Raw genomic sequence first — 19,547 nt, 5'->3', positions numbered from 1 at the left:
ACGACGAATCACAACGGCGGGGGCGCCGACCGGCCCGCCCGCCATGGAATACCAAGGAAACACCGACATGATTATCTGCATCGGCGCCGGACCCGGCGACATCGGCTACCTGCCGCAACGCTCGGCGCAACTGATCCGCGAGGCCGACGTGGTCGCCGGCTTCAACGCCGTGGTCGACGTGGTGCGCCCGCTGATCCCGGACACCGCCGAGGTGATCCAGATGGGCTACCGCGACCAGGTCGCGCAGCTCGACATCGTCGCCCTTCGCCACCACGCAGGCAAGAAGTGCGTGGTGGTGTTCATGGGCGACATCCACTTCAGCGGCTTCCAGTACCTGGAGCGCGTCGAGCGCGCCTGCGGCCACCCGGTCGAGACCATCCCGGGCATCTCGTCGGCGCAGATCCTGGCCTCGCGTGCCAAGGTATGTTTCGACGAGACCAGCTTCATCACCTTCCACCGCCGCGGCGACCTGACCCCGTTCAAGCGCCACCTGGTGCACGCGCTGCAAGACCAACGCAACGCCATCGTCATCCCCTGCCCGTGGGACGAGGCGCGCTCCTTCATGCCCTGGCACATCGCCGCCTACCTGCTGGAAAACGGCATTCCGCCCGAGCACCCGGTGGAAGTGTGGGAAAACCTCACCCGCGGTGACGCCGAATGGCACGGCACCCTGGCCGAGTGTGTCGACCAGCGCTTCTCCGACATGAGCATCATGCTGATCCGCACCCTTGCCCCGATGGACAGCCAGATCGAGCCGAGCCACAAATGAGTACCAACGATTACGCCATCGTGCTGGCCGGCCACGGCAGCCGCGACCCGGACGGGATCAACGAGTTCATGGCGCTGGTCGAACTGCTGCGCGCACGTGCCGGCGGCCGCACCGTCGAACACGGTTTTCTGGAATTCGCCACGCCGACCATCGATGAAGCGGTCGGCACGGTGATCGAGGCCGGCGCGAAGAAGGTGGTGATGGTGCCGGGCGTGCTGCTCGCCGCCACCCACGCCAAGAACGACATGCCGAGCGAGCTGCTGGCCTTGCAGCGCGCCCATCCGGACACCGAGTTCCACTTCGGCGCGGCGATGGACCTGCACCCGAAGCTGCTGCAACTGTGCCGCGAGCGCATCGTCGAGGCCGAAGGCCGCTCCGGTCAGACCGTGTCGCGCGCCGACACCTGTCTGGTCGTGGTCGGGCGCGGCACCACGGACCCGGACGCCAATTCCGAGATTTCCAAGCTCACGCGCATGCTGGAAGAAGGCCTGGGCTTCGGCACCTCCTTCGTCTGCTATTCCGGCACCGCCAAGCCGCTGGTGGCCGACGGCCTGCGCGCCGCCGCCCTGCTGGGTTACAAGCGCATCGTGGTGCTGCCCTACTTCCTGTTCGACGGCGTGCTGGTCAAGCGCATCTACGCCGCGGCGGACGACCTGGCCACGCGCCACCCGGAACTGGAAGTGCTCAAGGCCGATTACCTCGGCGTGCACCCGCACGTGGCCGACGTGTTCCTCGAGCGCGCCCAGGAAGGCGTCGAGGGCCGCGCCACGATGAACTGCGCGCTGTGCAAGTACCGCGTGCAGATCGTCGGCTTCGAAGAACAGGTCGGCACGCCGCAGCAGGGCCACCACGGCCTGGTACGCGGGCTGCTCGGCCGTACCGACACCGCACCGGCGCCGATCGACAACTGGCCGCCCTACGTGCCGCACCCGATCGAAGCCGAGAGCATGCGCATCATCCAGGCCGGCTACGACTGGTCGACCATCCCGGCCGAGCTGCACACCGTGCTGCAGCGCCTGGTGCACACCTCCGGCGATTTCAGCAGCGTGGACGACATGGTTTTCTCGCCCGGCGCCACCGCCATCGGCCTGCGCGCGCTGTTGCGCTGCCGCCGCGTGGTGACTGACGTCACCATGGTGCAGACCGGCCTCAAGCGCGCGGTGCTGGATCAACTGGGCGTCGAGACCTGGTGCGGCGTGCACGACGAAGAGACCCACCTGCTCGCCAAGACCCACGGCATCACCCGCTCCGCCGCCGGCATCCGCCGCGCCTGGCAGAAGTTCGGCAACGACGTGATCGTCGCCATCGGCGATGCGCCGACCGCGATCATGGAAGTGGTGCGGCTGGTGCGCGAGCACGGCTGGCGCCCGCAACTGGTGGTCGGCCTGCCGGTGGGCTTCGTCGGCACGCGCGAGTGCAAGGAAGAACTGGCCCGTCTGCTGCAGGTGCCGCGCATCACCAACCGCGGCACGCGCGGCGGCTCGCCGTGGGCGGCCACCGTGGTCAACGCGCTGATGATCTCGGCCATCGAGCACGTCGGGCGCCAGAACCAGGAACAGCAAGCACAGCAATGAGCACCCGCCGCCCCTACGACCTCGCCACCCCCGCCCCCAACGGCCTGCGCCGCGGCCGCACCACCGGCAGCTGCGCCACCGCCGCGGTGAAGGCGGCGCTGACGCTGTTGCTGCGCGGCGAGGCGGTGCGCGAAGTCGAGGTGAGCCTGCCGGACCCGGACTACTACCTGGTGGTGCCGGTGGAAAAGGTGGAACGGCTGACGAGCGGCGCGGTGCGCGCCGAGGTGCTGAAGTACGGCGGCGACGACCCGGACAACACCGATGGCGCAACCATTTTCGCCGAGGTGTCGGTGAACAACAGCGGCACGCTGCGCTTCATCGCCGCGCCCGGCGTCGGCACCGTCACCCAGCCGGGGCTGCGCATTCCCCCCGGCGAGCCGGCGATCAACCCGGTGCCACGCCAGATGATGCAGTGGGCGGTGGACGAGGTGCTGAACGGTTCAACCAACCCCGGCTTCGACCTCGCCATCGGCTGCGTCGACGGCGACAAGATCGCCAAGCGCACCTTCAACCCGATGCTCGGCATCCTCGGCGGCATCTCCATCCTCGGCACCAGCGGCATCGTCGAGCCGATGTCGCTGGCGGCGTGGATGGCCTCGATCGAGGTCTACATCCGCGTGGCGCTGGGCCATGGCCCCGACGCCATCGCCTTCACCCCCGGCAAGATCGGGCGTGGCTACGCCGCCGACACGCTGGGGCTGGAAAAGAAGGAAGTGGTGCAGATCGCCAACTTCGTCGGCGTCTCGCTCGACTACGCCCAGCAAACGCTGGAAGAACAACAGGCGCGGCTCGGCACGCTGTGGGTGCTGGGCCACCCCGGCAAGATCGCCAAGCTGCTCGACGGGGTGTGGGACACCCACTCCAGCAAGAGCGGCATGGCGATGGGCTCGGTCGCCGCCGTGGCCGCCGAGATGGGCTTTTCGGCCAACCTCGTCGCTCAGATTGAGAAAGCCAATACCGTGGAAAACGTAGTGCAACTAGTAAAAGAACACGCCGACGCGCGCGGCTACTGGATGGAAATCGAGCGCCGCGTCGCCGCGCTGATGGCGCCCAAGGTGCCCAGCGTCGAGCGCGTGGCGGTACGGCTGTTCAGCATGGACGGCACGCCACTCGGCGAAGCCGCCGGTGACGCCTCGGGAGAAGCGGCATGAGCGCGCTCGGACACTTCACCGGCGTCGGCGTCGGACCGGGACCGGCCGGACTGATCCCGGTGGCGGCGCTGGCAGCCCTCAAGCAGGCCGACCTGATCTACCTGCCGCGCGCGCGCGGCAGCGAGGTTTCCGTGGCGCGCCAGTGCCTGGCAGGCCTGGCGATTCCGGACGAGAAATTCCGCGAGATCGAGTTCCAGATGGACCCGGACCGCAGCGTGCTCTCCAGCCACTACGGCGAGTTGGCCGAAGCGGTGGCCGAGGAACTCTCCGCTGGGCGCCACGTCGCCTACCTCACCATCGGCGACTCGATGACCTACTCCACCTACGGCTATTTGCTGGCGGCCTTGCGTGACAAGCTGCCCGGGCTGACGCACACCACCTTCCCCGGTGTGACCAGCTTCGCCGCCACCGCCTCGGCGCTGTCCTGGCCGCTCGGCGAAGGCAAGGAACGGATTTTGATCCTGCCCTGCCCGGACGACATGGCCGAGCTGCGCACCGACATCGACAGCCACGACATCGTGGTGCTGATGAAGATCGGCGCGCGCCTGCCGGACGTGCTGAGCCTGTTGAACGAGATGGACATCGCCCGCCACTGCGCCTTCGCGCGCCGCATCGGCCTGCCCGGCGAGGTGCTGTGCGACGACGTTTCCACCCTGACCGCGGACGCGAGCGGCTACCTCGCCACCATGCTGATCCGCAAAACCGCCCGCGAGAAACGCCACCCATGAAAGTCTATTTCATCGGCGCCGGCCCCGGCGCCGCCGACCTGATCACGCTGCGCGGCAGCCGCCTGCTGGGCGCCGTATCCATGGTGCTGTACGCAGGCTCCCTGGTACCGGCCGAGATGCTGCAGCACTGCCGCGCCGACGCCGAAATCTTCGACACCGCCGAACTGTCGCTCGACGAGCAGGAGGCGCTGTACCGCCGCGCCCAGGCCGAGGGCAAGGACGTGGTGCGGCTGCACTCAGGCGACCCGGCGATCTACGGCGCCACCGCCGAGCAAATGCGCCGGCTGGAAGCGCTCGGCATCGAGTACGAGATCGTGCCCGGCGTGTCGTCGTTCACCGCCGCCGCCGCGGCGCTGGGCTCAGAGCTGACTCGCCCGGCGGTGTCGCAGTCGATCATCCTGACCCGCGTCTCCGGCCGTGCCTCGGCCGTGCCGGAGCTGGAGTCAATCGCCCGCTTCGCCGAACACCAGGCGACGATGTGCATCTTCCTATCCGGCCAGCGCCTGAAGCAGACCATCGCCGACCTGTTGCTGCACTACCCGGCCGACACCCCGGTGGCGCTGGTGCGCCGTGCGAGCTGGCCCGACCAGGCCATCCACCGCAGCACGCTCGCCAAGCTGATGTCCGAGGTCAAGCAGAAGGACTGGCTGCTGACGACCTTGCTGCTGGTCGGCGCCGCGCTGTCGCGCGAAGGCGGTGTGGAATCCAGCCTGTACGCGGCCGGCTTCACCCACATCTTCCGCGACGGGACCGACCGCAAGACGCCGCGCCCGAGCAAGCGCAAGGCGAAGGACGCGGTGTGAGCGAGACCGCCATCTGGCTGGTGCGCGAGGACGCCCTGCCCTTGGGGCAAAGGTTGGCCGAAGCGCTGGGCGCGATGCTGTACCGGCCGTGGCTGACGCCCGACGACAGCCCGCGCGAGCAGTTCCGCCGCGCCTTCCACCAGCACCGGCGCTGGGTAGCGGTGATGGCGAGCGGCATCGCGGTACGCTATCTCGACGGCCTGCCCGCGAGCAAGTACACCGACCCGGCGCTGGTGGTGCTGGACGAGGCGGCGCGCTTCGCCATCCCGCTCTTGTCCGGCCACGAGGGTGGCGCCAACGCGCTCGCCTACGAGGTGGCGCGGCTCACCGGGGCGATTCCGGCCGTCACCACCGCCACCGAGGCGCTGAAACCGTTGACCCTCGGCATCGGCTGCCGGCGCGGCAAGTCGGCGGACGAGATCGAACGCGCGGTGTTGGCCGCGCTGGGCAATCGCCCCCTGGCCGAAGTGCGCGAGGTCGCGACCATCGACATCAAGGCCGACGAAGCCGGCCTGCTGGAATTCTGCGCCCGCCACGGTCTGCCGCTGCGCGTGATCGCCCAGCCCGACGTCGCCGCACGCGGCTGGGTCGGCGAACCCTCCGACTGGGTGCAACAGAACGTCGGCGTGTCCGGGGTGTGCGAACCCTGCGCGCTGATCGCGAGCCCGCGCGGCCAGCTGATCGTGCCCAAGACCGCGCTCGACGGCGTCACCGTCGCGGCGGTCGAAGACCGCCCAACCAAATTACCCGCATGACGCTGTGGCGTCATGACCGAACAGACATACGGAAAGCATTAATGAACGGCAAACTCTATCTGGTCTCCGTCGGCCCCGGCACCAGCGAACTGATCCCGCCGATGGTGAAAGACGCCCTCGCCGCGAGCGAGGTGATCGTGTCCTACGACCTCTACCTCACCTGGATTCAGCCCTGGATCGCCGGCAAGGACATCCGCACCCTGCCGCTGACGCAGGAGCGCGAACGCGCCCGCCTGGCGCTGGAACAGGCACGCGCCGGCAAGACCGTGGCGCTGATCTCCAGCGGTGACATCGGCATCTACGCCATGGCCACGCTGGCCTACGAGGACATGCTGGAAACCGACACCTTCGACGTGCAGCTCATCCCCGGCATCACCTCGGCCAACGCCTGCGCCTCCCTGCTCGGCGCGCCGCTGTCGCACGACTTCGCCACCCTGAGCCTGTCCGACCTGCTGTGCCCGTGGGAGTGGATCGAGAAACGCGCGCGCCACATCGCCGAGGCCGACCTCGCGGCGGTGTTCTACAACGTGCAGAGCAAGCAGCGCCAGGAAGGCGTCTACCGCATCCTCGACATCATGCTGGAACACAAGCGCCCCGAGACACTGTGCGGCATCGTGCACAACGCCTACCGCGAGGGCCAGACGGTCGAGGTGGTGACCCTGGCCGAGCTGCGTACGCGCCGCTTCAACATGCTGACCTCGATCGTCATCGGCAACCGCTTCACCAAGCGCAAGCGCAACTGGATCTTCTCGCCGCGCGGCTACGGCAACTGGGACGACACCCCGGACACGGTGAAGGCCGACGCGCTGCCCGAGGGCGCGGTGTGGGTGTTCTCCGGCACCAGCGACGGCAATGCCCTGGCGCGCGAGATCGCTGCCAGTGGCCGGGAGGTGATCGTGTCGAGCGCCACCGATTACGGCGCCGAGCTGGTGGCGCAGAACTGCCCCGGCCTGACCACCGTTTCCGGCCGCCTCGGCGTCGAGCGCCGCCGCGAGCTGCTGCGCGAAACCGGAGCCCGCGCCATCGTCGATGCCACGCACCCGTTCGCCAGCGACATGTCGCAGCAACTGATCGCGCTCTCCGCCGAACTGGCGCTGCCCTACCTTCGCTACGAACGCCCGGGTGCTGCCATCGCTCATGACACGGCACACCGCGCCGCCACCATGGACGACGCCGCGCGACTGGCGATGCAACTCGGCCAGCGCATCTTCCTCGCCACCGGCAGCAAGGACCTGGTCCGCTTCGTCAAGGCAGAGGGCGCGGTGGAGCGCCAATGGTTCGTGCGTCTGGCGCCGGACCCGCAGCACCTGCAGCGCGCCATCGACGCCGGCATCCCGCGCGCCCACCTGGTCGCCATGCAAGGCCCGTTCTCGCAGGCTGCCAACGAAACGCTGTGGCGCGACTGGGGCATCGACTGCGTGGTGACCAAGGACTCGGGCGACGCCGGCGGCTACCGGGCCAAGGCGGACGCCGCCGCTGCACTCGGCATCCCGCTGATCGTGGTCGACCGCCCCCGCGTCGACTACCCGGCGTTGGCGTCCGACTTCGCCGCCGTGCTCGCCGCCCTGCAGGAGCTGCCGGCATGAGCGCGCCCCGCATTCCCGTTACCGTCGTCACCGGCTTTCTCGGCGCCGGCAAAACCACGCTGCTGTCGAATCTGATTCGTGACAGCAAACAGCGGCGCCTCGCCATCCTGGTCAACGAGTTCGGCGAGGTGTCGATCGACGGTGCCCTGCTGCGCGGCGAAGACGGCAAAGTAGAAATCCACGATCTCTCCAACGGCCTGGTCGCCTACGACGACGACGAGGACTTCCTGCCCACCATGCTTGCGCTGTGGCAGCGGCGCAGCGTGATCGACCACGTGCTGATCGAGACCTCGGGCCTGGCCCTGCCTTCCGCCGTCATGGAACGTTTGCAGGGCGAGGCGTTGGCGCCCTATTTCGTGCTCGACGCCACGCTGGCGGTGGTCGACACCCCGCTGCTGCTGGACGGCGGCTTCGGCCAACCTTCGGACACCGAACAGGCCGTCGACGCCTCGGTCGCCGAGCTATTCGAGATGCAGCTCGCCAACGCCGACATCGTGGTGCTGAACAAGATCGACGCGCTGGACGACGACGCACTGCTGGCGGCGGAAACCCGCGTGCGCGCCCTGGCGCCGTCGATCCGCTTCATCGAGCTCGCCTACGACGCCAAGCTCGACACGCGGCTGACGCTGGGCCTGCACCTGCACGAACCGGCCAACACCGCGCACCGCCACTACGGCCCGGTGGCGACCATGCCGGGGCTCGCCATGCGCCCGCTCGCCAACCAGGGCCTGCTCGACGGCCACAGCCACAGCGGGCTCGGCGCGCACAGCCATGGCCTGACGACGCACAAGCACTTCCACGAGCAGGACCCGGGCTGGCAGTCGTTCATGATCCGCAGCAAGGAAGCACAAGACGCCGCGACGCTGCGCGAGGCCGTCGCCGCCATCGCCCGCAGCGAGCCGCTGTTGCGCATCAAGGGCTTCGCTCCCCCGCAAGACGGCGCCGGCCGGCTGCTGGTGCAGGGCGTGCGCAGCCGCATCGAGCTCAGCCACGAACCGGACGCGACGCCGGCGAAACAGGCGCAACTGGTGTTCATCGGATACCACCCGAGCCGGCCGCGCATCGTGGAGCAGTTGTGCAAGCTGACGGGTACAGTGTGGCGTTGAGGTAGTGCCAGCAAACAGAGAAAACACCAAAACAGGCGTTGTACCCGCACGGCGGGCGTTGTTTTAGGGCCGGTTCCGCCCGGCAAACGGGTCTATTTCTTTTGCTTCGCCAAAATAAATAGACGAAAGAAAAGGCGACCCGACGTGCCGCGAAACCCCGACAAAAAAGCTTCGAGCGAGGCACCGCCGAACTCGCCATTTGCGAACGTCAAATGGCTCAAACAGGTGGCAGCTTAAAACCTCGCCCAAAGCTTTTTTACCGGCGCGGCCCAACGGGAGATGGGCGCCACACAACGTCGGCTATGCAAGCAGCGTATAACAGCTAAGGAAGAATTCCTCATGAAAACCGACCCGACCTCCCACCATCGCATGACCGAGCGGCGCAAGGCCGGCTTCGAGAAAAAGAAAGCCGCCGCCACCAAGGAAAAGGGCCTATTGATCGTCCACACCGGCACCGGCAAGGGCAAGAGTAGCGCCGCCTTCGGCATGGGCCTGCGCATCGTCGGCCACGGCATGCGTCTGGGCGTGGTGCAGTTCATCAAGGGCGCGCTGCACACCGCCGAGCGCGACTTGCTGGGCAGCTTCGACAACTGCGACTTCCTCACCATGGGCGAGGGCTATACCTGGAACACCCAGAACCGCGACGCCGACATCGCCACCGCCCGCAAGGGCTGGGACGAGGCGCGCCGCATGATCGAGAGCGGCGAGTACGACATGGTGATCCTCGACGAGCTCAACGTGGTGCTGAAGTACGAGTACCTGCCGCTCGACGAAGTGCTGGCGGTGTTCGCCGCGCGCTCGCCCGACCTGCACGTGGTGGTCACCGGCCGCCACGCGCCCGAAGCGCTGATCGAGGCGGCGGATTTGGTCACCGAGATGAAGCTGGTCAAGCACCCCTACCGCGAACAGGGCATCAAGGCGCAGCAGGGCGTCGAGTTTTAAACCATGCCCCACAAGCCGAAAGCCCGCTCCTGCCCGGCGCTGTTCCTCACTGCCCCGGCCTCGCACCAGGGCAAGACCACGCTCACCGCCGGCCTCGCGCGCCATCACCGCGACCAGGGTCGTAAGGTTCGCGTGTTCAAGACCGGGCCGGATTTTCTCGACCCCTACATCCTCGAGCGCGCGTCGGGCCATCCGGTCTATTCGCTCGACCTGTGGATGACCGGCGAGGCCGACTGCCGCCGGCGCCTGTACGATGCGGCGAGTGATGCCGACCTGATCCTGATCGAAGGCAGCATGGGGCTGTTCGACGGCACGCCATCGAGCGCCGATCTGGCGCAAACCTTCGGCGTGCCGGTGCTGGCGGTGATCGACGCCACCGGCATGGCGCAGACCTTCGCCGCCGTCGCGCACGGCCTTGCCAGCTTCCGTCCCGGCCTGCCGTTTTACGGCGTGCTGGCCAACCGCGTCGCCAGCGCGCGCCACGCCGAGATGCTGCTGCAGACGCTGCCGCCCGGCCTGCGCTGTTTCGGCACCGTGATGCGCGAAGACGCCATGAGCCTGCCGGAGCGCCACCTCGGCCTGGTGCAAGCGCAGGAGATCGACGACCTTGAAGCGCGCCTGCAACGCGCCGCCGCGCAGATCGCCGCCACCGCGCTCACCGAACTGCCGCCACCGGTCGCCTTTCGGCCAACGTTGGCCGAAGCCGTCCCCAAGTTGCTGGCGGGCGTCACCATCGCCATCGCGCGCGACCAGGCCTTCTCCTTCATCTACCCGGCCAATCTGGAACTGTTGACCGAACTCGGCGCCAAGCTCGCGTTCTTCTCGCCGCTGGCCGACGACGCTCTGCCGGAGGCCGACGCCGTCTACATGCCGGGCGGCTACCCGGAACTGCACCTCGCCACGCTTTCGGCCACCCTTCGGACCGCAACCGGTTTGCGAGACCACGTCGCCGCCGGCAAACCGCTCTACGCCGAGTGCGGCGGCATGCTCTACCTGCTCGACGCGCTCACCGACAAACAGGGCCAGACCGGCAACCTGCTCGGGCTCTTGCCCGGCCACGCCACGCTGGGCCGGCGCCTCGCCGGACTGGGGCTGCAGTCGGTCGAGCTGGACGGCGAAACCCTGCGCGGCCACACCTTCCACTATTCGAGCCTCACCACGCCGCTCGCCCCGCTCACCCATGCCCGACGCGCCAGCGGCACGGCACCGGGCGAAGCGGTGTATCGCCACGGCAGCATCGTAGCGAGCTATCTGCACGCCTATTTCCCGTCTAACCCCATCGCCACGGCACGCCTCTTCACACCATGAATCGATACAGCGACCCCGAAATCGCCGCCGTCTACCGCGCCATCCGCGAACGGCGCGACATGCGCCACTTCCGCCCCGACCCGGTCGACCCCGAAGTACTCGCCCGCCTGCTGCAGGCCGCGCATCTCGCGCCGAGCGTCGGCTTCATGCAGCCGTGGCGCTTCATCCGCATCAGTGGCGCGCAACTGCGCCGCGACATGCATGCCCTGGTCGAAGCCGAGCGGGTGCGCACCGCCGAAGCGCTCGGCGAGCGCCAGGACGAATTCATGCGGCTCAAGGTGGAAGGCATTCTCGACTGTGGCGAAGTGCTGGTGGCGGCGCTGATGGATGGGCGCGAACGCCACGTGTTCGGCCGGCGCACCCTGCCGGAGATGGACCTCGCCTCGGTCGCCTGCGCCATCCAGAACCTGTGGCTCGCCGCCCGTGCCGAAGGCCTCGGCCTGGGCTGGGTCTCGCTGTTCGACCCAGCCGCGCTGGGCGAACTGCTGCAACTACCGCCGGGTGCCAAGGCTGTGGCCATTCTCTGCTTAGGCCACGTCGACGCCTTCTACGAAAAACCGATGCTGGAACAGGAACACTGGGCCAGCCGCCGGCCGCTGGAAGAACTGGTTTTCGAAAACGGTTGGCGCCATGAGGTACTGGCTGAACCCGGCCGACACGACGACACCCCAGTCTGCTAAGAACCGCCAACGAAAACCTCTTGGCGTTGTTGTACTGTCTGCGGCGGTGCGCCTAGCCAAGAGCGCCGTGCTGGGTTTTGTTGGCGGCTCATAAAAGAGCCGACGTCGGCCCCGCTGTGCCGCTCTAGGCAATGCACGTTAAAATGCGCCCCTCGAACCCCCGCGGGGCGCGGCTACGGGCGTGCCCCACTCAACCAGAAAGTCAGCGCATGGCCGCCAAACCCAAGAAACCCTCCGCAGCCAATCCCAGTCGCGACGCCAGACTGGCGTTGGAAAAGCGCCTGGCGCGCGCCGAGCAAGCCTGCCAGGCGCTGATGGCGGCGTTCACCGAGCTGGAGAACGCCGGTGCGCTCGACGCCCACGACACCGCCCGCCAATATCTACAAATGTGCCGGGTGCACTACCGCAAGATCCGCAACGGCAAGGTACTGGGCCCGGCCGACTTCAACGCCGCGGTCGACGTCTGCACCAGCGCGCGCCGCGCCCTCTTGGCGCTCGACCCGGCGTTGAACTTCGACAGTTTCACCCCGGCCGACACCCTGCGCGACATCCTGCAGCAGGCCGACGGCGTTTTGGGCGACTACCAACAGCTGAAGACAGGCGGCGCCAAGCCCTGAGAACCTGTTTACGATCTGCGGCGCGTCGGCGATACGGCGTTAAAACCGTCTTCGGAATGCTCATTGACCACGTGTAAACGCCGCTTCCTCAGCCGTTTTTGCCTTGTCTCGCTCTAGCTCGCGAATTCGTAAACAGGCTCTCGCCGCTCAGCCAATCTCTCCCACCCTCCGGATCAGTACGACAGGAACCACCCATGAGCGACTTCTTCGGCATCCACAGCCCCTTCATCGAGCATTGCGGCATCGTCGCCGTAGAACGCGAACCCGGCCTTGCTCGGGCGCGCGTCGAGCTGACCCCGCCGCTGTTGAACGCCGCCGGCAACGGCCACGGCGGGCTGTTGATGACGCTGTTCGACGTCACGCTGGCCGCCGCCGCCCGCGGCATGCGCCCGAATTCGACCGGTGTCGCCACGGTGGACCTGAACGTCAGCTTCCTGGAGCCCGCCAACGGCGTGCTGGACTGCGAAGGCCGCGTGCTGCGCGCCGGCGCCTCCCTGGTATTTTGCGAAGGGGAAATCCGCGATGCGGCGGGCGGGCTTGTCGCCAAGGCGATGGGCACTTTCAAGCTGATAACACCGCGCACGGCCGGGCAGATCACCAGCGACTAGAACGGCTCGCCTACACGGCGTCCCGCGACGCCGCCGAGGCGACCGGACAGCGCTGCCCCCGACACCCCCAGCATCCACCCTCGCACCGCCAGCGCCAGCACCACGGCATTGAGAAAGTGCCACAGGAAATGCGTGCCGATGGCGAAGGCGGGACAGACGGCATTGTCGACGGAGCGGAAAAACAGCGACACCACGAAAGTGCCACCCGCCGCCGCCAGCGACTTCCAGCCCGCGCGACCGTTACGGCCATGCCAGACGGCGATGCCCAGTAACACCAGCAGCGCCGGCAGGTAGGACAGCGAACCGTTCAGCCATTGCGGATAATTCCCGGCCTCGACCCCGGCGGCGGCGAAACCCGCCAGGAACATTCCCGTCGTGATGCGCCGCCACCCGGCGATATCGCGGAAATAGCGCCAGAGAAACACCAGCTGGAACAACAGGATGGGCAGCACATCGAGCCACTCCGCCCAACCGGTGGCGAAAGCGTGGAAGGTGAAGCTGCCGGCGCCGATCAACGCCAGCAACCCCGCCAGCCAGCGCGCCCGGCCTGAGCCCGCACCCGCCATCGCAGCGTGACGCCACACCCACCAGGCAGCGGCAAAAAATGCCAGATTGCTCAGTGTATTGATCGGCTCGCCGAGCAAACCCGGTGCGATCCGCTCGCAGTACAAATCGACATAAGCCACGGGCGCCCCCGCCTGACGATGGAAAGACACCCACTCTAGACGGACTTGATGAAAGCACCGTGACCGTGCGCGTTCCACCATCGATCCCGCCCATTTACCCCTGACGCGCCTTCAAGGCTGAACTCGGGCCAACACCTTTCGCACGGGTCAAGCCGGCTCACAGGGCATGCCGAGTCCCCGTTCCGGGTGGAACGAGGATCTTCATTAACGCGCCATAAGGCGCGTCTTATCTCCTGTCGGTCACTGGCGAGCTGTGCATGACTAAAAGCGGCTCCACCAACCGTCAGGGTGCTCGAGCCATATCAAAATATTAAATCATATAATTATTGACAAACAGACTTTAGTGGCCAAATCTGAAATAACCGCACACCAACGCCCTCCAGGGCAAACGGCAAGATTCCTTGATCAAGGGGAGCCACGAAATGAGTGCTTACGACACAAAAATCGAAGGCCGCGAAATGATCGTGGAGGGCACCATGGCGTTTCATTTTGAAAAACCGCCAGGCTTCAGTTTCAAGCCAGGTCAGGCGATGGATGTCGTCCTCGTCGATCCACCGGCTACCGATCCACAAAGCGCCCGCCATGCCTTCTCTATCGTCAGCGCACCGTTCGAAGAGCATCTGAGCATTACCACGCGCATGCGCGACAGTGCGTTCAAGCGTGCCTTGAAGTCGCTGGCAATCGGGTCGCCTATCCGGATCGAAGGGCCGTTCGGATCGCTGACCCTGCACAACAATCGTGCGCGGCCGGCCGTCTTTATTGCGGGAGGGATTGGCATTACGCCGTTCATGAGCATCTTGCGGCAAGCAACACAGGATGGGTTAGCACAGCGCCTGGTATTGATCTATTCCAATCGCCGGCCGGAGGACGCCGCCTTTCTCGCCGAACTGCAAGCGCTTGAACAACGGAACCATCACTTCCGTCTGGTGGCGACGATGACGCAGATGGAGCAATCCAGCCGGCCATGGACGGGAGCAGTGGGCAAGATTGACGAGGCGCTGTTGAAACGGGTCATCAGCGAGCTTCCGACGCCGATCTGCTACCTTGCCGGACCGCCTGCGATGGTCGAAGACATGCACCGGGTATTGAATCTTGCCGGTGTCGATGATGATATCCGCACCGAAGAGTTCTACGGGTACTGAGAGTCGCCAACACGCATTCCGAATACCCGCCTCACCCCTGGCGCTCTCGCCGTCGCTCGGGATGGGGTCCCCCCAAATCGCAGCGGAGGGAGCCCTGAATGACAAACAGCACCTCGGGAAAAACCGCTTTCGTGCTGGCTGGCGGTGGCAGTTTCGGCGCCATCCAGGTGGGGATGCTGCGGGAACTGGTGAGGAACGGCATCCAGCCTGAACTGGTGGTGGGCTCATCAGTGGGAGCCCTGAACGGCGCCTATTTTGCAGGAAATCCGACAGCGGCTGGAGTGGCCAGCCTGGAAAGCATCTGGTGCGGGCTGCAACGCCAGGAAATATTTCCGCTGACCTTGCGTCACCTCGTCGGCCTGTTTTTCGAGTCGCCGTCTCTGGTCGATTCGGGAGGGTTACGTCATCTCGTTGAGCGCCACCTTCCCTACCGGAACCTGGAGAACGCCGCCATCCCCATACACATTACGGCCACCGAACTGTTGAGTGGTGCCTCAGTGCGGCTGTCCTCCGGCCCTGCCATCGAGGCGATCCTTGCCAGTTGCGCGATACCGGCAGCCTTTGCGCCGGTTCTAGTCGGGGAAACGTATCTGATTGACGGCGCCATCGCCAGCAACACGCCCATCATGACGGCCGTCGAACTGGGGGCCAGCCGGCTGGTCGTGCTCCCCACCGGCTTTGCCTGCGCCCTCCAAGCGCCGCCCGCAACGGTCATTGCCAACGCCCTGCATGCGCTTAACTTGCTGATCGCGCATCAACTCGTTCGTGATCTGGAGCAGCTCACCGGCCAGGTTGAGGTGATCACGGTGCCGCCGTTGTGCCCCCTGTCGGTATCGCCCTACGATTTCTCGCGCGCTCGTGAATTGATCGAGCGCGCGGCAAAGAGCACGCGCCGCTGGCTGGATAGCGGAGGAATGACGCGACAAAGGATTCCCGGCGCGCTACGGCCGCATGTCGACTGATTTCGGCTGCCATGCCGGCACAGCGTGGGCATGGCAGCCGATGCGCGCTTGGCAGCGCCCGATACCGGCATCAAGCCATGCGCGCTCTCATTTGCAGCGCATGTTGGTTGGAAGCGTAGATCGACTCGCGCTCCGGCAGCGGCTGTCCTGCCAGCGCGGCAAGCCAGGTGGCCGTATCCATCACATTGGCAAAACGCGACTGCAACACCACCATGAAGGTGCGATGGATCATCTCCGCACTGACGAGGCCAGCCCGGTTGGAATACGGGACCGAGCCGGTGGCGTCGTCCAGCACCTCGACGGCAAACCCTATGTGCAGCGCCTGCTTCACCGTCGAATCGACGCAGTTGTGGGTCATGTAGCCGACCACCGTCAACGTGTCGATGCCCTGCTCGCGCAGCCAGCTTTCCAGGTCGGTGCCGGCAAAGGCACTGGGCAGGGTCTTCTCCACGTAATGCTCGGCGGGACGGCCGGCCACCACCGGATGCAACGCCCAGCCGTCGGAGCCGCGGGCAAAGATCGGCGAACCGGGCGGCGCGCTGTTCTGCACCACCACGATGGGTATGCCCGCCGCACGCGCGGCGTCCATGGCCTGGCCGATATGGCTCAGCGACAACTCCACCGCCGGGTATTCGATCCTCAAGTGGCCCGTGACGTATTCGTTTTGCACATCGATGACGATCAGCGCGCGTTTCATGGAAGCGGTCATGTCTCTCTCCTGGTCAACAAAGACGGGCCGGACAGGCGATGTCGCGGCCATGGCGATCATTCTTGCCGTGCAGACGGAGGCCCCGACGCCACGCAATGGCGCCAGGGCGATCAGAGGCGACACCTCGTGCGTCTCGCCAAGCGCGCTACAGGACGATCAACAGGCCGGGCGAGCGCCTATCTCCCCGCCCAGCGCCGGTAATCGCCGGGCGTCACGCCGAGCGCGGCACGGAAACGGTTGGCCAGGTGGCTGGCACTGGCGAAGCCGCAGCTAGCGGCGATATCGGCCAGCGCCCGATCCCCTCCCGCCAGCGCCTCGCGGGCGCGCAGCAGTCGACGCTGCAAGATCCAGGCATGCGGAGGTTGGCCGAACGAGGCGCGGAACATGCGCGCGAAGTGGTACTCCGACAGCGCCAACTCGGCCGCTAGTTCACCCACCGTCAACACGCTGTCGAGCCGAGCTTCGATCAGCTCCTGCACGCGGCGGCGCTGCGCCGGGGCGAGCCCTCCTTTCACCGTCACCGTGCGGCGCCGGCTGGTCTGCGTCAGCATCAGGTGCGCCAGCACCTCATGGCCGAGCGCGTTGCCGGCCAGCCGCCCATGCGGATCGTCCCAATCGAGTCCGGCCAGTTGACGGCATGCCGCGGCGAGCCACGGGTCGTCCATGTAGGTGCGGTCGTAGAGCTGCTGGTCGCGTGCCTCGCGGTCGAGCAGGGTCAGTGCCAGGGCGTCGAAGCGATCGGGGGCAAAATACAGGTGCAGAAAGCGGATCGGGCCGCTGACGCGCCAATCCGATTCGTGTTCGGCGGGCAGGATGCACAGCTTGTCCGGCGCCCCACGCCGGCCGGGCTGGTCGCGGCGCCGAATGTCGAAACCGCCTTCGAGGTAGAGCGACAAGGTATGGTGGCCGGGACGGCTGTAGACGGTGTCTTCCAGCTGGGTGCGCTGCCACAGCGCGACCGACAGGCCGTCGCCGAGCGTGCTGCTGCGCTCCAGTTCGGCGCGGGTCTGGGTCAGGGTGTCGTAAACGGGTAGGGTGGCGCGGGGCATGATGTGGCTTTCTCGACGCCGTTAGTGTACGGCCTGACGGCCCATACGGCATCGCTCGGCACCAAAAAAGCGCAGGAATGTGCAATCCCGTTCCGCCGGCTTCGGTGAAACTGGCTCCATTGTCCCTCCCCCGGAGTCATCGCCATGAACGCCCTGCTTTACCTCTCCACCGTGCTGATCTGGGGCACCACCTGGATCGCCATCAAGGTGCAGTTGGGGCCGGTTCCGATTCCGCTCTCGATCGCCTACCGCTTTTTCCTCGCCGCCGCGGCGCTGTTCGCCATCCTGGCCTGGCGTGGCCAGCTGCGTCGCCCGCGCGGCACCGCCCTCGGCCTGATCGCCGCGCAGGGGCTGACGCTGTTCTGCTTCAATTTCCTGTGCTTTTACTACGCCAGCCACTATCTGCCGAGCGGTTTGGTGGCCGTGGTGTTCTCCACCGCCACGCTGTGGAACGCACTGAATGCGCGGCTGATCCTCAAGCGCCGCATCGCCCCGCCGGTGATGGCGGGCGGCGCGCTGGGGCTGGCCGGCATCGCCACCCTGTTCTGGCCGCAACTGGCCGGCCACAGCACCGACAGTGGCACCCTGCTCGGGTTGGGGCTATCGGTCCTGGGCACCCTGTGCTTCTCCGCCGGCAACCTGCTGTCGGCCCGGCTGCAGGCGCTCGGCCACACGCCGTTGCAGACCAATGCCTGGGCCATGCTGACCGGCGCGCTGATCCTGCTCGCGGGCAGCCTCGCCGCCGGCCTGCCTCTCACCCTCGACACCTCGCCGCACTACCTGGGCGCCCTCTTCTACCTCGCCATTCCCGGCTCGGTGATCGGCTTCACCGCCTACCTGATGCTGGTCGGCCGGCTCGGCCCGGAGCGCGCGGCCTACTGCACCGTCCTGTTCCCGGTGGTGGCACTGAACGTGTCGGTGTGGCTGGAGGGCTATCACTGGACGCCGCTCGCGCTGGCGGGGCTGATCCTGGTGCTGGCCGGCAACGTGCTGGTATTCCGTCAGCCCGCACGGCGCACAGCGGCCCCCGTCACCAGCCGGGCAGCCTGAGCCGCCCCATGCTGGCGTTACCCCAAACGAAATCGGGAAAAACTACACGATGACGGCGATGATCAGCACGATCAGCAAAATCACGATCAGGTCGTAATTGCTGAGCCGGCCACCGGCCGAGAGCGTATCGATGCGTTGAGCCAGCGTGGTGACTTCTTCATCGGTCATTGAATCGACGCGATCCTTGGCGAAGGCGGCCTGCACGCCAAGGGCCTGCAGCTTGTCACGGACTTCTGCCCGATCAAGAAAGGTCCTCACTTTTTCCCGATCGGCCTGGGCTTGCTGGGCCTGCTGCGCGGCCGCCGCCTGCTCGGTCGAAACCATACCTGCACGGGCCAGCGGGGCCTGCACGGCCAGGCATGACGCCAACAGCGCGGTACCAAGGTATTTGGCAATGGAAACAGACATTTCACACCTCCTGAACAAGAGTTGAAACCCGTCAGCGAGCCCCCTTTCCGCTTGTTTCAGTGTGGCACATGGCAGCGCAATGACAATCCGCCAATTCCTTTTAAATGCCCAAGGCATGTCCTCTGGATCTTCGGCCAACCTTCCCTTCAACCAGGCACGGTGGCCGGCCCGGCCCACGCTTTCCTGGCTAGTGGAGATGTCGCACCAGCCCCTGACGGGGATGAATACCCTCTTGCAGTGCGTGGCATGACGGAGCGCCTCAGCCCGGCACAGACACGGCTCACGGCTTGGCGAACCGGAAGCGGCAGCAAGTCCCACCCCGCACCATGCATTCTTCGTGTGTCACGGGCTCTCCCACATAGCTCGACATCAGCGCCAGGTCCAGTTGGCAAACCTCCGGAAAACGTGCCGCCAGATGATGAAAGATGCAATTGGTGGCCACGATGCCTGGCAGGCCGGAGCCGGCATCTTGCGGCCGGGCATCGTAGCCGAGTTCCAGCATGATGTCGGCCAGCGCCCGGATGCGCGCTTCCGGATCGTTCGCCCGTGCCGGCGGCAAGGTAGCAGCCAGAGTGGTGCCGATCTCGGCCAATTGTTTGACAAGCTCTTCCTGGCCAAGCTTGGCTTCCAGCATCTTCAGCAGCAGCTCGGCAAACCAGGAATAGCGGCGGGGAAACACCTCCTGCCCCTTCGGGGTCAGCACGAAAAGCTGCTCAGGCCGCCCCCCCGTCGGCTGCGTCATTCCGCGTTCCACCAGACCATCCCGTTCCAGCACTGTCAGGTGTTGCCTGACCGCGGTACGGGTAACGGCCAACTCCTGTGCCAGTTGTTCCACCGTCAGCCCGGCAGACTGCCGTTGCAGCAGTCGTAACAGTTGCTGCTGACGCTCACCCATTGCTTCCAACATGTCGCTA

The 19,547-nt window shown here is 66.4% G+C and carries 21 protein-coding genes; 16 read left to right on the top strand and 5 right to left on the bottom strand.

From position 1 onward, the window contains the following. Positions 1 to 43 precede the first annotated feature (43 nt). From FURADRAFT_RS10060 to FURADRAFT_RS10000, 13 genes are all read left to right on the top strand, one after another. A complete protein-coding gene (locus FURADRAFT_RS10060; protein WP_081455948.1) occupies positions 44 to 769 on the top strand; it encodes a cobalt-precorrin-7 (C(5))-methyltransferase in 726 nt (241 codons plus the stop codon). Continuing rightward, positions 766 to 2,343 (top strand): precorrin-8X methylmutase, encoded by a 1,578-nt coding sequence (locus tag FURADRAFT_RS10055; protein ID WP_008954035.1) that lies wholly within the window; start codon positions 766 to 768, stop codon positions 2,341 to 2,343. The genes FURADRAFT_RS10060 and FURADRAFT_RS10055 overlap by 4 nt, the downstream gene beginning before the upstream one ends. After that, complete coding sequence (gene cbiD, locus FURADRAFT_RS10050; RefSeq protein WP_008954034.1) at positions 2,340 to 3,494, top strand: cobalt-precorrin-5B (C(1))-methyltransferase CbiD; 1,155 nt, start codon at positions 2,340 to 2,342, stop codon at positions 3,492 to 3,494. The genes FURADRAFT_RS10055 and cbiD overlap by 4 nt, the downstream gene beginning before the upstream one ends. After that, positions 3,491 to 4,222, top strand: coding sequence for a precorrin-2 C(20)-methyltransferase (gene cobI, locus FURADRAFT_RS10045; protein ID WP_008954033.1), 732 nt, complete (start codon positions 3,491 to 3,493; stop codon positions 4,220 to 4,222). The genes cbiD and cobI overlap by 4 nt, the downstream gene beginning before the upstream one ends. After that, on the top strand, positions 4,219 to 5,025 hold the full coding sequence (cobM, locus tag FURADRAFT_RS10040; protein WP_008954032.1) for a precorrin-4 C(11)-methyltransferase: 807 nt from the start codon (positions 4,219 to 4,221) through the stop codon (positions 5,023 to 5,025). Before cobI ends, cobM begins: the two co-directional genes overlap by 4 nt. Next, the gene (locus FURADRAFT_RS10035) at positions 5,022 to 5,780 is read left to right on the top strand and encodes a cobalamin biosynthesis protein (RefSeq protein ID WP_008954031.1); all 759 of its coding nucleotides are present in this window, start codon (positions 5,022 to 5,024) and stop codon (positions 5,778 to 5,780) included. The genes cobM and FURADRAFT_RS10035 overlap by 4 nt, the downstream gene beginning before the upstream one ends. A gap of 41 nt (positions 5,781 to 5,821) precedes the next feature. Then, positions 5,822 to 7,366, top strand: a complete 1,545-nt coding sequence (gene cobJ, locus FURADRAFT_RS10030) for a precorrin-3B C(17)-methyltransferase (RefSeq protein WP_008954030.1) — start codon at positions 5,822 to 5,824, stop codon at positions 7,364 to 7,366. After that, positions 7,363 to 8,472 (top strand): CobW family GTP-binding protein, encoded by a 1,110-nt coding sequence (locus FURADRAFT_RS10025; protein WP_008954029.1) that lies wholly within the window; start codon positions 7,363 to 7,365, stop codon positions 8,470 to 8,472. The genes cobJ and FURADRAFT_RS10025 overlap by 4 nt, the downstream gene beginning before the upstream one ends. A gap of 339 nt (positions 8,473 to 8,811) precedes the next feature. After that, a complete protein-coding gene (gene cobO, locus FURADRAFT_RS10020) occupies positions 8,812 to 9,414 on the top strand; it encodes a cob(I)yrinic acid a,c-diamide adenosyltransferase (protein ID WP_008954028.1) in 603 nt (200 codons plus the stop codon). A 3-nt stretch (positions 9,415 to 9,417) separates the two neighbouring features. After that, complete coding sequence (locus FURADRAFT_RS10015; protein ID WP_008954027.1) at positions 9,418 to 10,722, top strand: cobyrinate a,c-diamide synthase; 1,305 nt, start codon at positions 9,418 to 9,420, stop codon at positions 10,720 to 10,722. Next, positions 10,719 to 11,402, top strand: a complete 684-nt coding sequence (gene bluB / locus FURADRAFT_RS10010; RefSeq protein ID WP_008954026.1) for a 5,6-dimethylbenzimidazole synthase — start codon at positions 10,719 to 10,721, stop codon at positions 11,400 to 11,402. Before FURADRAFT_RS10015 ends, bluB begins: the two co-directional genes overlap by 4 nt. A 209-nt stretch (positions 11,403 to 11,611) precedes the next feature. After that, positions 11,612 to 12,019 carry a hypothetical protein gene (locus tag FURADRAFT_RS10005; protein WP_008954025.1) on the top strand — a complete coding sequence of 136 codons (408 nt, stop codon included), beginning with the start codon at positions 11,612 to 11,614 and terminating at the stop codon, positions 12,017 to 12,019. Positions 12,020 to 12,213: 194 nt separating this feature from the next. After that, positions 12,214 to 12,627, top strand: a complete 414-nt coding sequence (locus FURADRAFT_RS10000) for a PaaI family thioesterase (protein ID WP_008954024.1) — start codon at positions 12,214 to 12,216, stop codon at positions 12,625 to 12,627. Here FURADRAFT_RS10000 and FURADRAFT_RS09995 read toward each other — a convergent pair. Further along, entirely contained in the window at positions 12,624 to 13,313 is a 690-nt protein-coding gene (locus FURADRAFT_RS09995; protein ID WP_008954023.1) for a ceramidase domain-containing protein, read from the bottom strand. The two genes, FURADRAFT_RS10000 and FURADRAFT_RS09995, sit on opposite strands and share 4 nt — an antisense overlap. 422 nt (positions 13,314 to 13,735) lie before the next feature. Between FURADRAFT_RS09995 and FURADRAFT_RS09990 the strand changes: the two genes are divergently transcribed. Beyond that, positions 13,736 to 14,455: a ferredoxin--NADP reductase gene (locus FURADRAFT_RS09990; RefSeq protein WP_008954022.1), complete on the top strand. Its 720-nt coding sequence runs from the start codon at positions 13,736 to 13,738 to the stop codon at positions 14,453 to 14,455. Positions 14,456 to 14,553: 98 nt separating this feature from the next. Further along, positions 14,554 to 15,417 carry a patatin-like phospholipase family protein gene (locus FURADRAFT_RS09985; protein ID WP_008954021.1) on the top strand — a complete coding sequence of 288 codons (864 nt, stop codon included), beginning with the start codon at positions 14,554 to 14,556 and terminating at the stop codon, positions 15,415 to 15,417. 70 nt (positions 15,418 to 15,487) lie between these two features. Here FURADRAFT_RS09985 and FURADRAFT_RS09980 read toward each other — a convergent pair whose 3' ends face one another. Next, the gene (locus tag FURADRAFT_RS09980) at positions 15,488 to 16,126 is read right to left on the bottom strand and encodes a cysteine hydrolase family protein (protein ID WP_008954020.1); all 639 of its coding nucleotides are present in this window, start codon (positions 16,124 to 16,126) and stop codon (positions 15,488 to 15,490) included. Between the two features lie 176 nt (positions 16,127 to 16,302). Continuing rightward, positions 16,303 to 17,175, bottom strand: a complete 873-nt coding sequence (locus FURADRAFT_RS09975) for an AraC family transcriptional regulator (RefSeq protein WP_008954019.1) — start codon at positions 17,173 to 17,175, stop codon at positions 16,303 to 16,305. A gap of 144 nt (positions 17,176 to 17,319) precedes the next feature. Between FURADRAFT_RS09975 and FURADRAFT_RS09970 the strand changes: the two genes are divergently transcribed. Beyond that, on the top strand, positions 17,320 to 18,225 hold the full coding sequence (locus FURADRAFT_RS09970) for a DMT family transporter (RefSeq protein WP_008954018.1): 906 nt from the start codon (positions 17,320 to 17,322) through the stop codon (positions 18,223 to 18,225). A 42-nt stretch (positions 18,226 to 18,267) separates the two neighbouring features. Here FURADRAFT_RS09970 and FURADRAFT_RS09965 read toward each other — a convergent pair whose 3' ends face one another. Together FURADRAFT_RS09965 and FURADRAFT_RS09960 are read right to left on the bottom strand one after the other, a co-directional pair. Further along, the gene (locus FURADRAFT_RS09965; RefSeq protein WP_008954017.1) at positions 18,268 to 18,633 is read right to left on the bottom strand and encodes a PA2779 family protein; all 366 of its coding nucleotides are present in this window, start codon (positions 18,631 to 18,633) and stop codon (positions 18,268 to 18,270) included. A gap of 280 nt (positions 18,634 to 18,913) precedes the next feature. Further along, positions 18,914 to 19,540, bottom strand: a complete 627-nt coding sequence (locus FURADRAFT_RS09960; RefSeq protein WP_008954016.1) for a helix-turn-helix transcriptional regulator — start codon at positions 19,538 to 19,540, stop codon at positions 18,914 to 18,916. Between the last annotated feature and the right edge of the window lie 7 nt (positions 19,541 to 19,547).

This window comes from Pseudogulbenkiania ferrooxidans 2002, assembly GCF_000174355.1.
Classification (GTDB): Bacteria; Pseudomonadota; Gammaproteobacteria; order Burkholderiales; family Chromobacteriaceae; genus Pseudogulbenkiania; species Pseudogulbenkiania ferrooxidans.
Note: the sequence above shows the minus strand (reverse complement) of the source record. Positions and strands in the feature narration are given on the sequence as shown.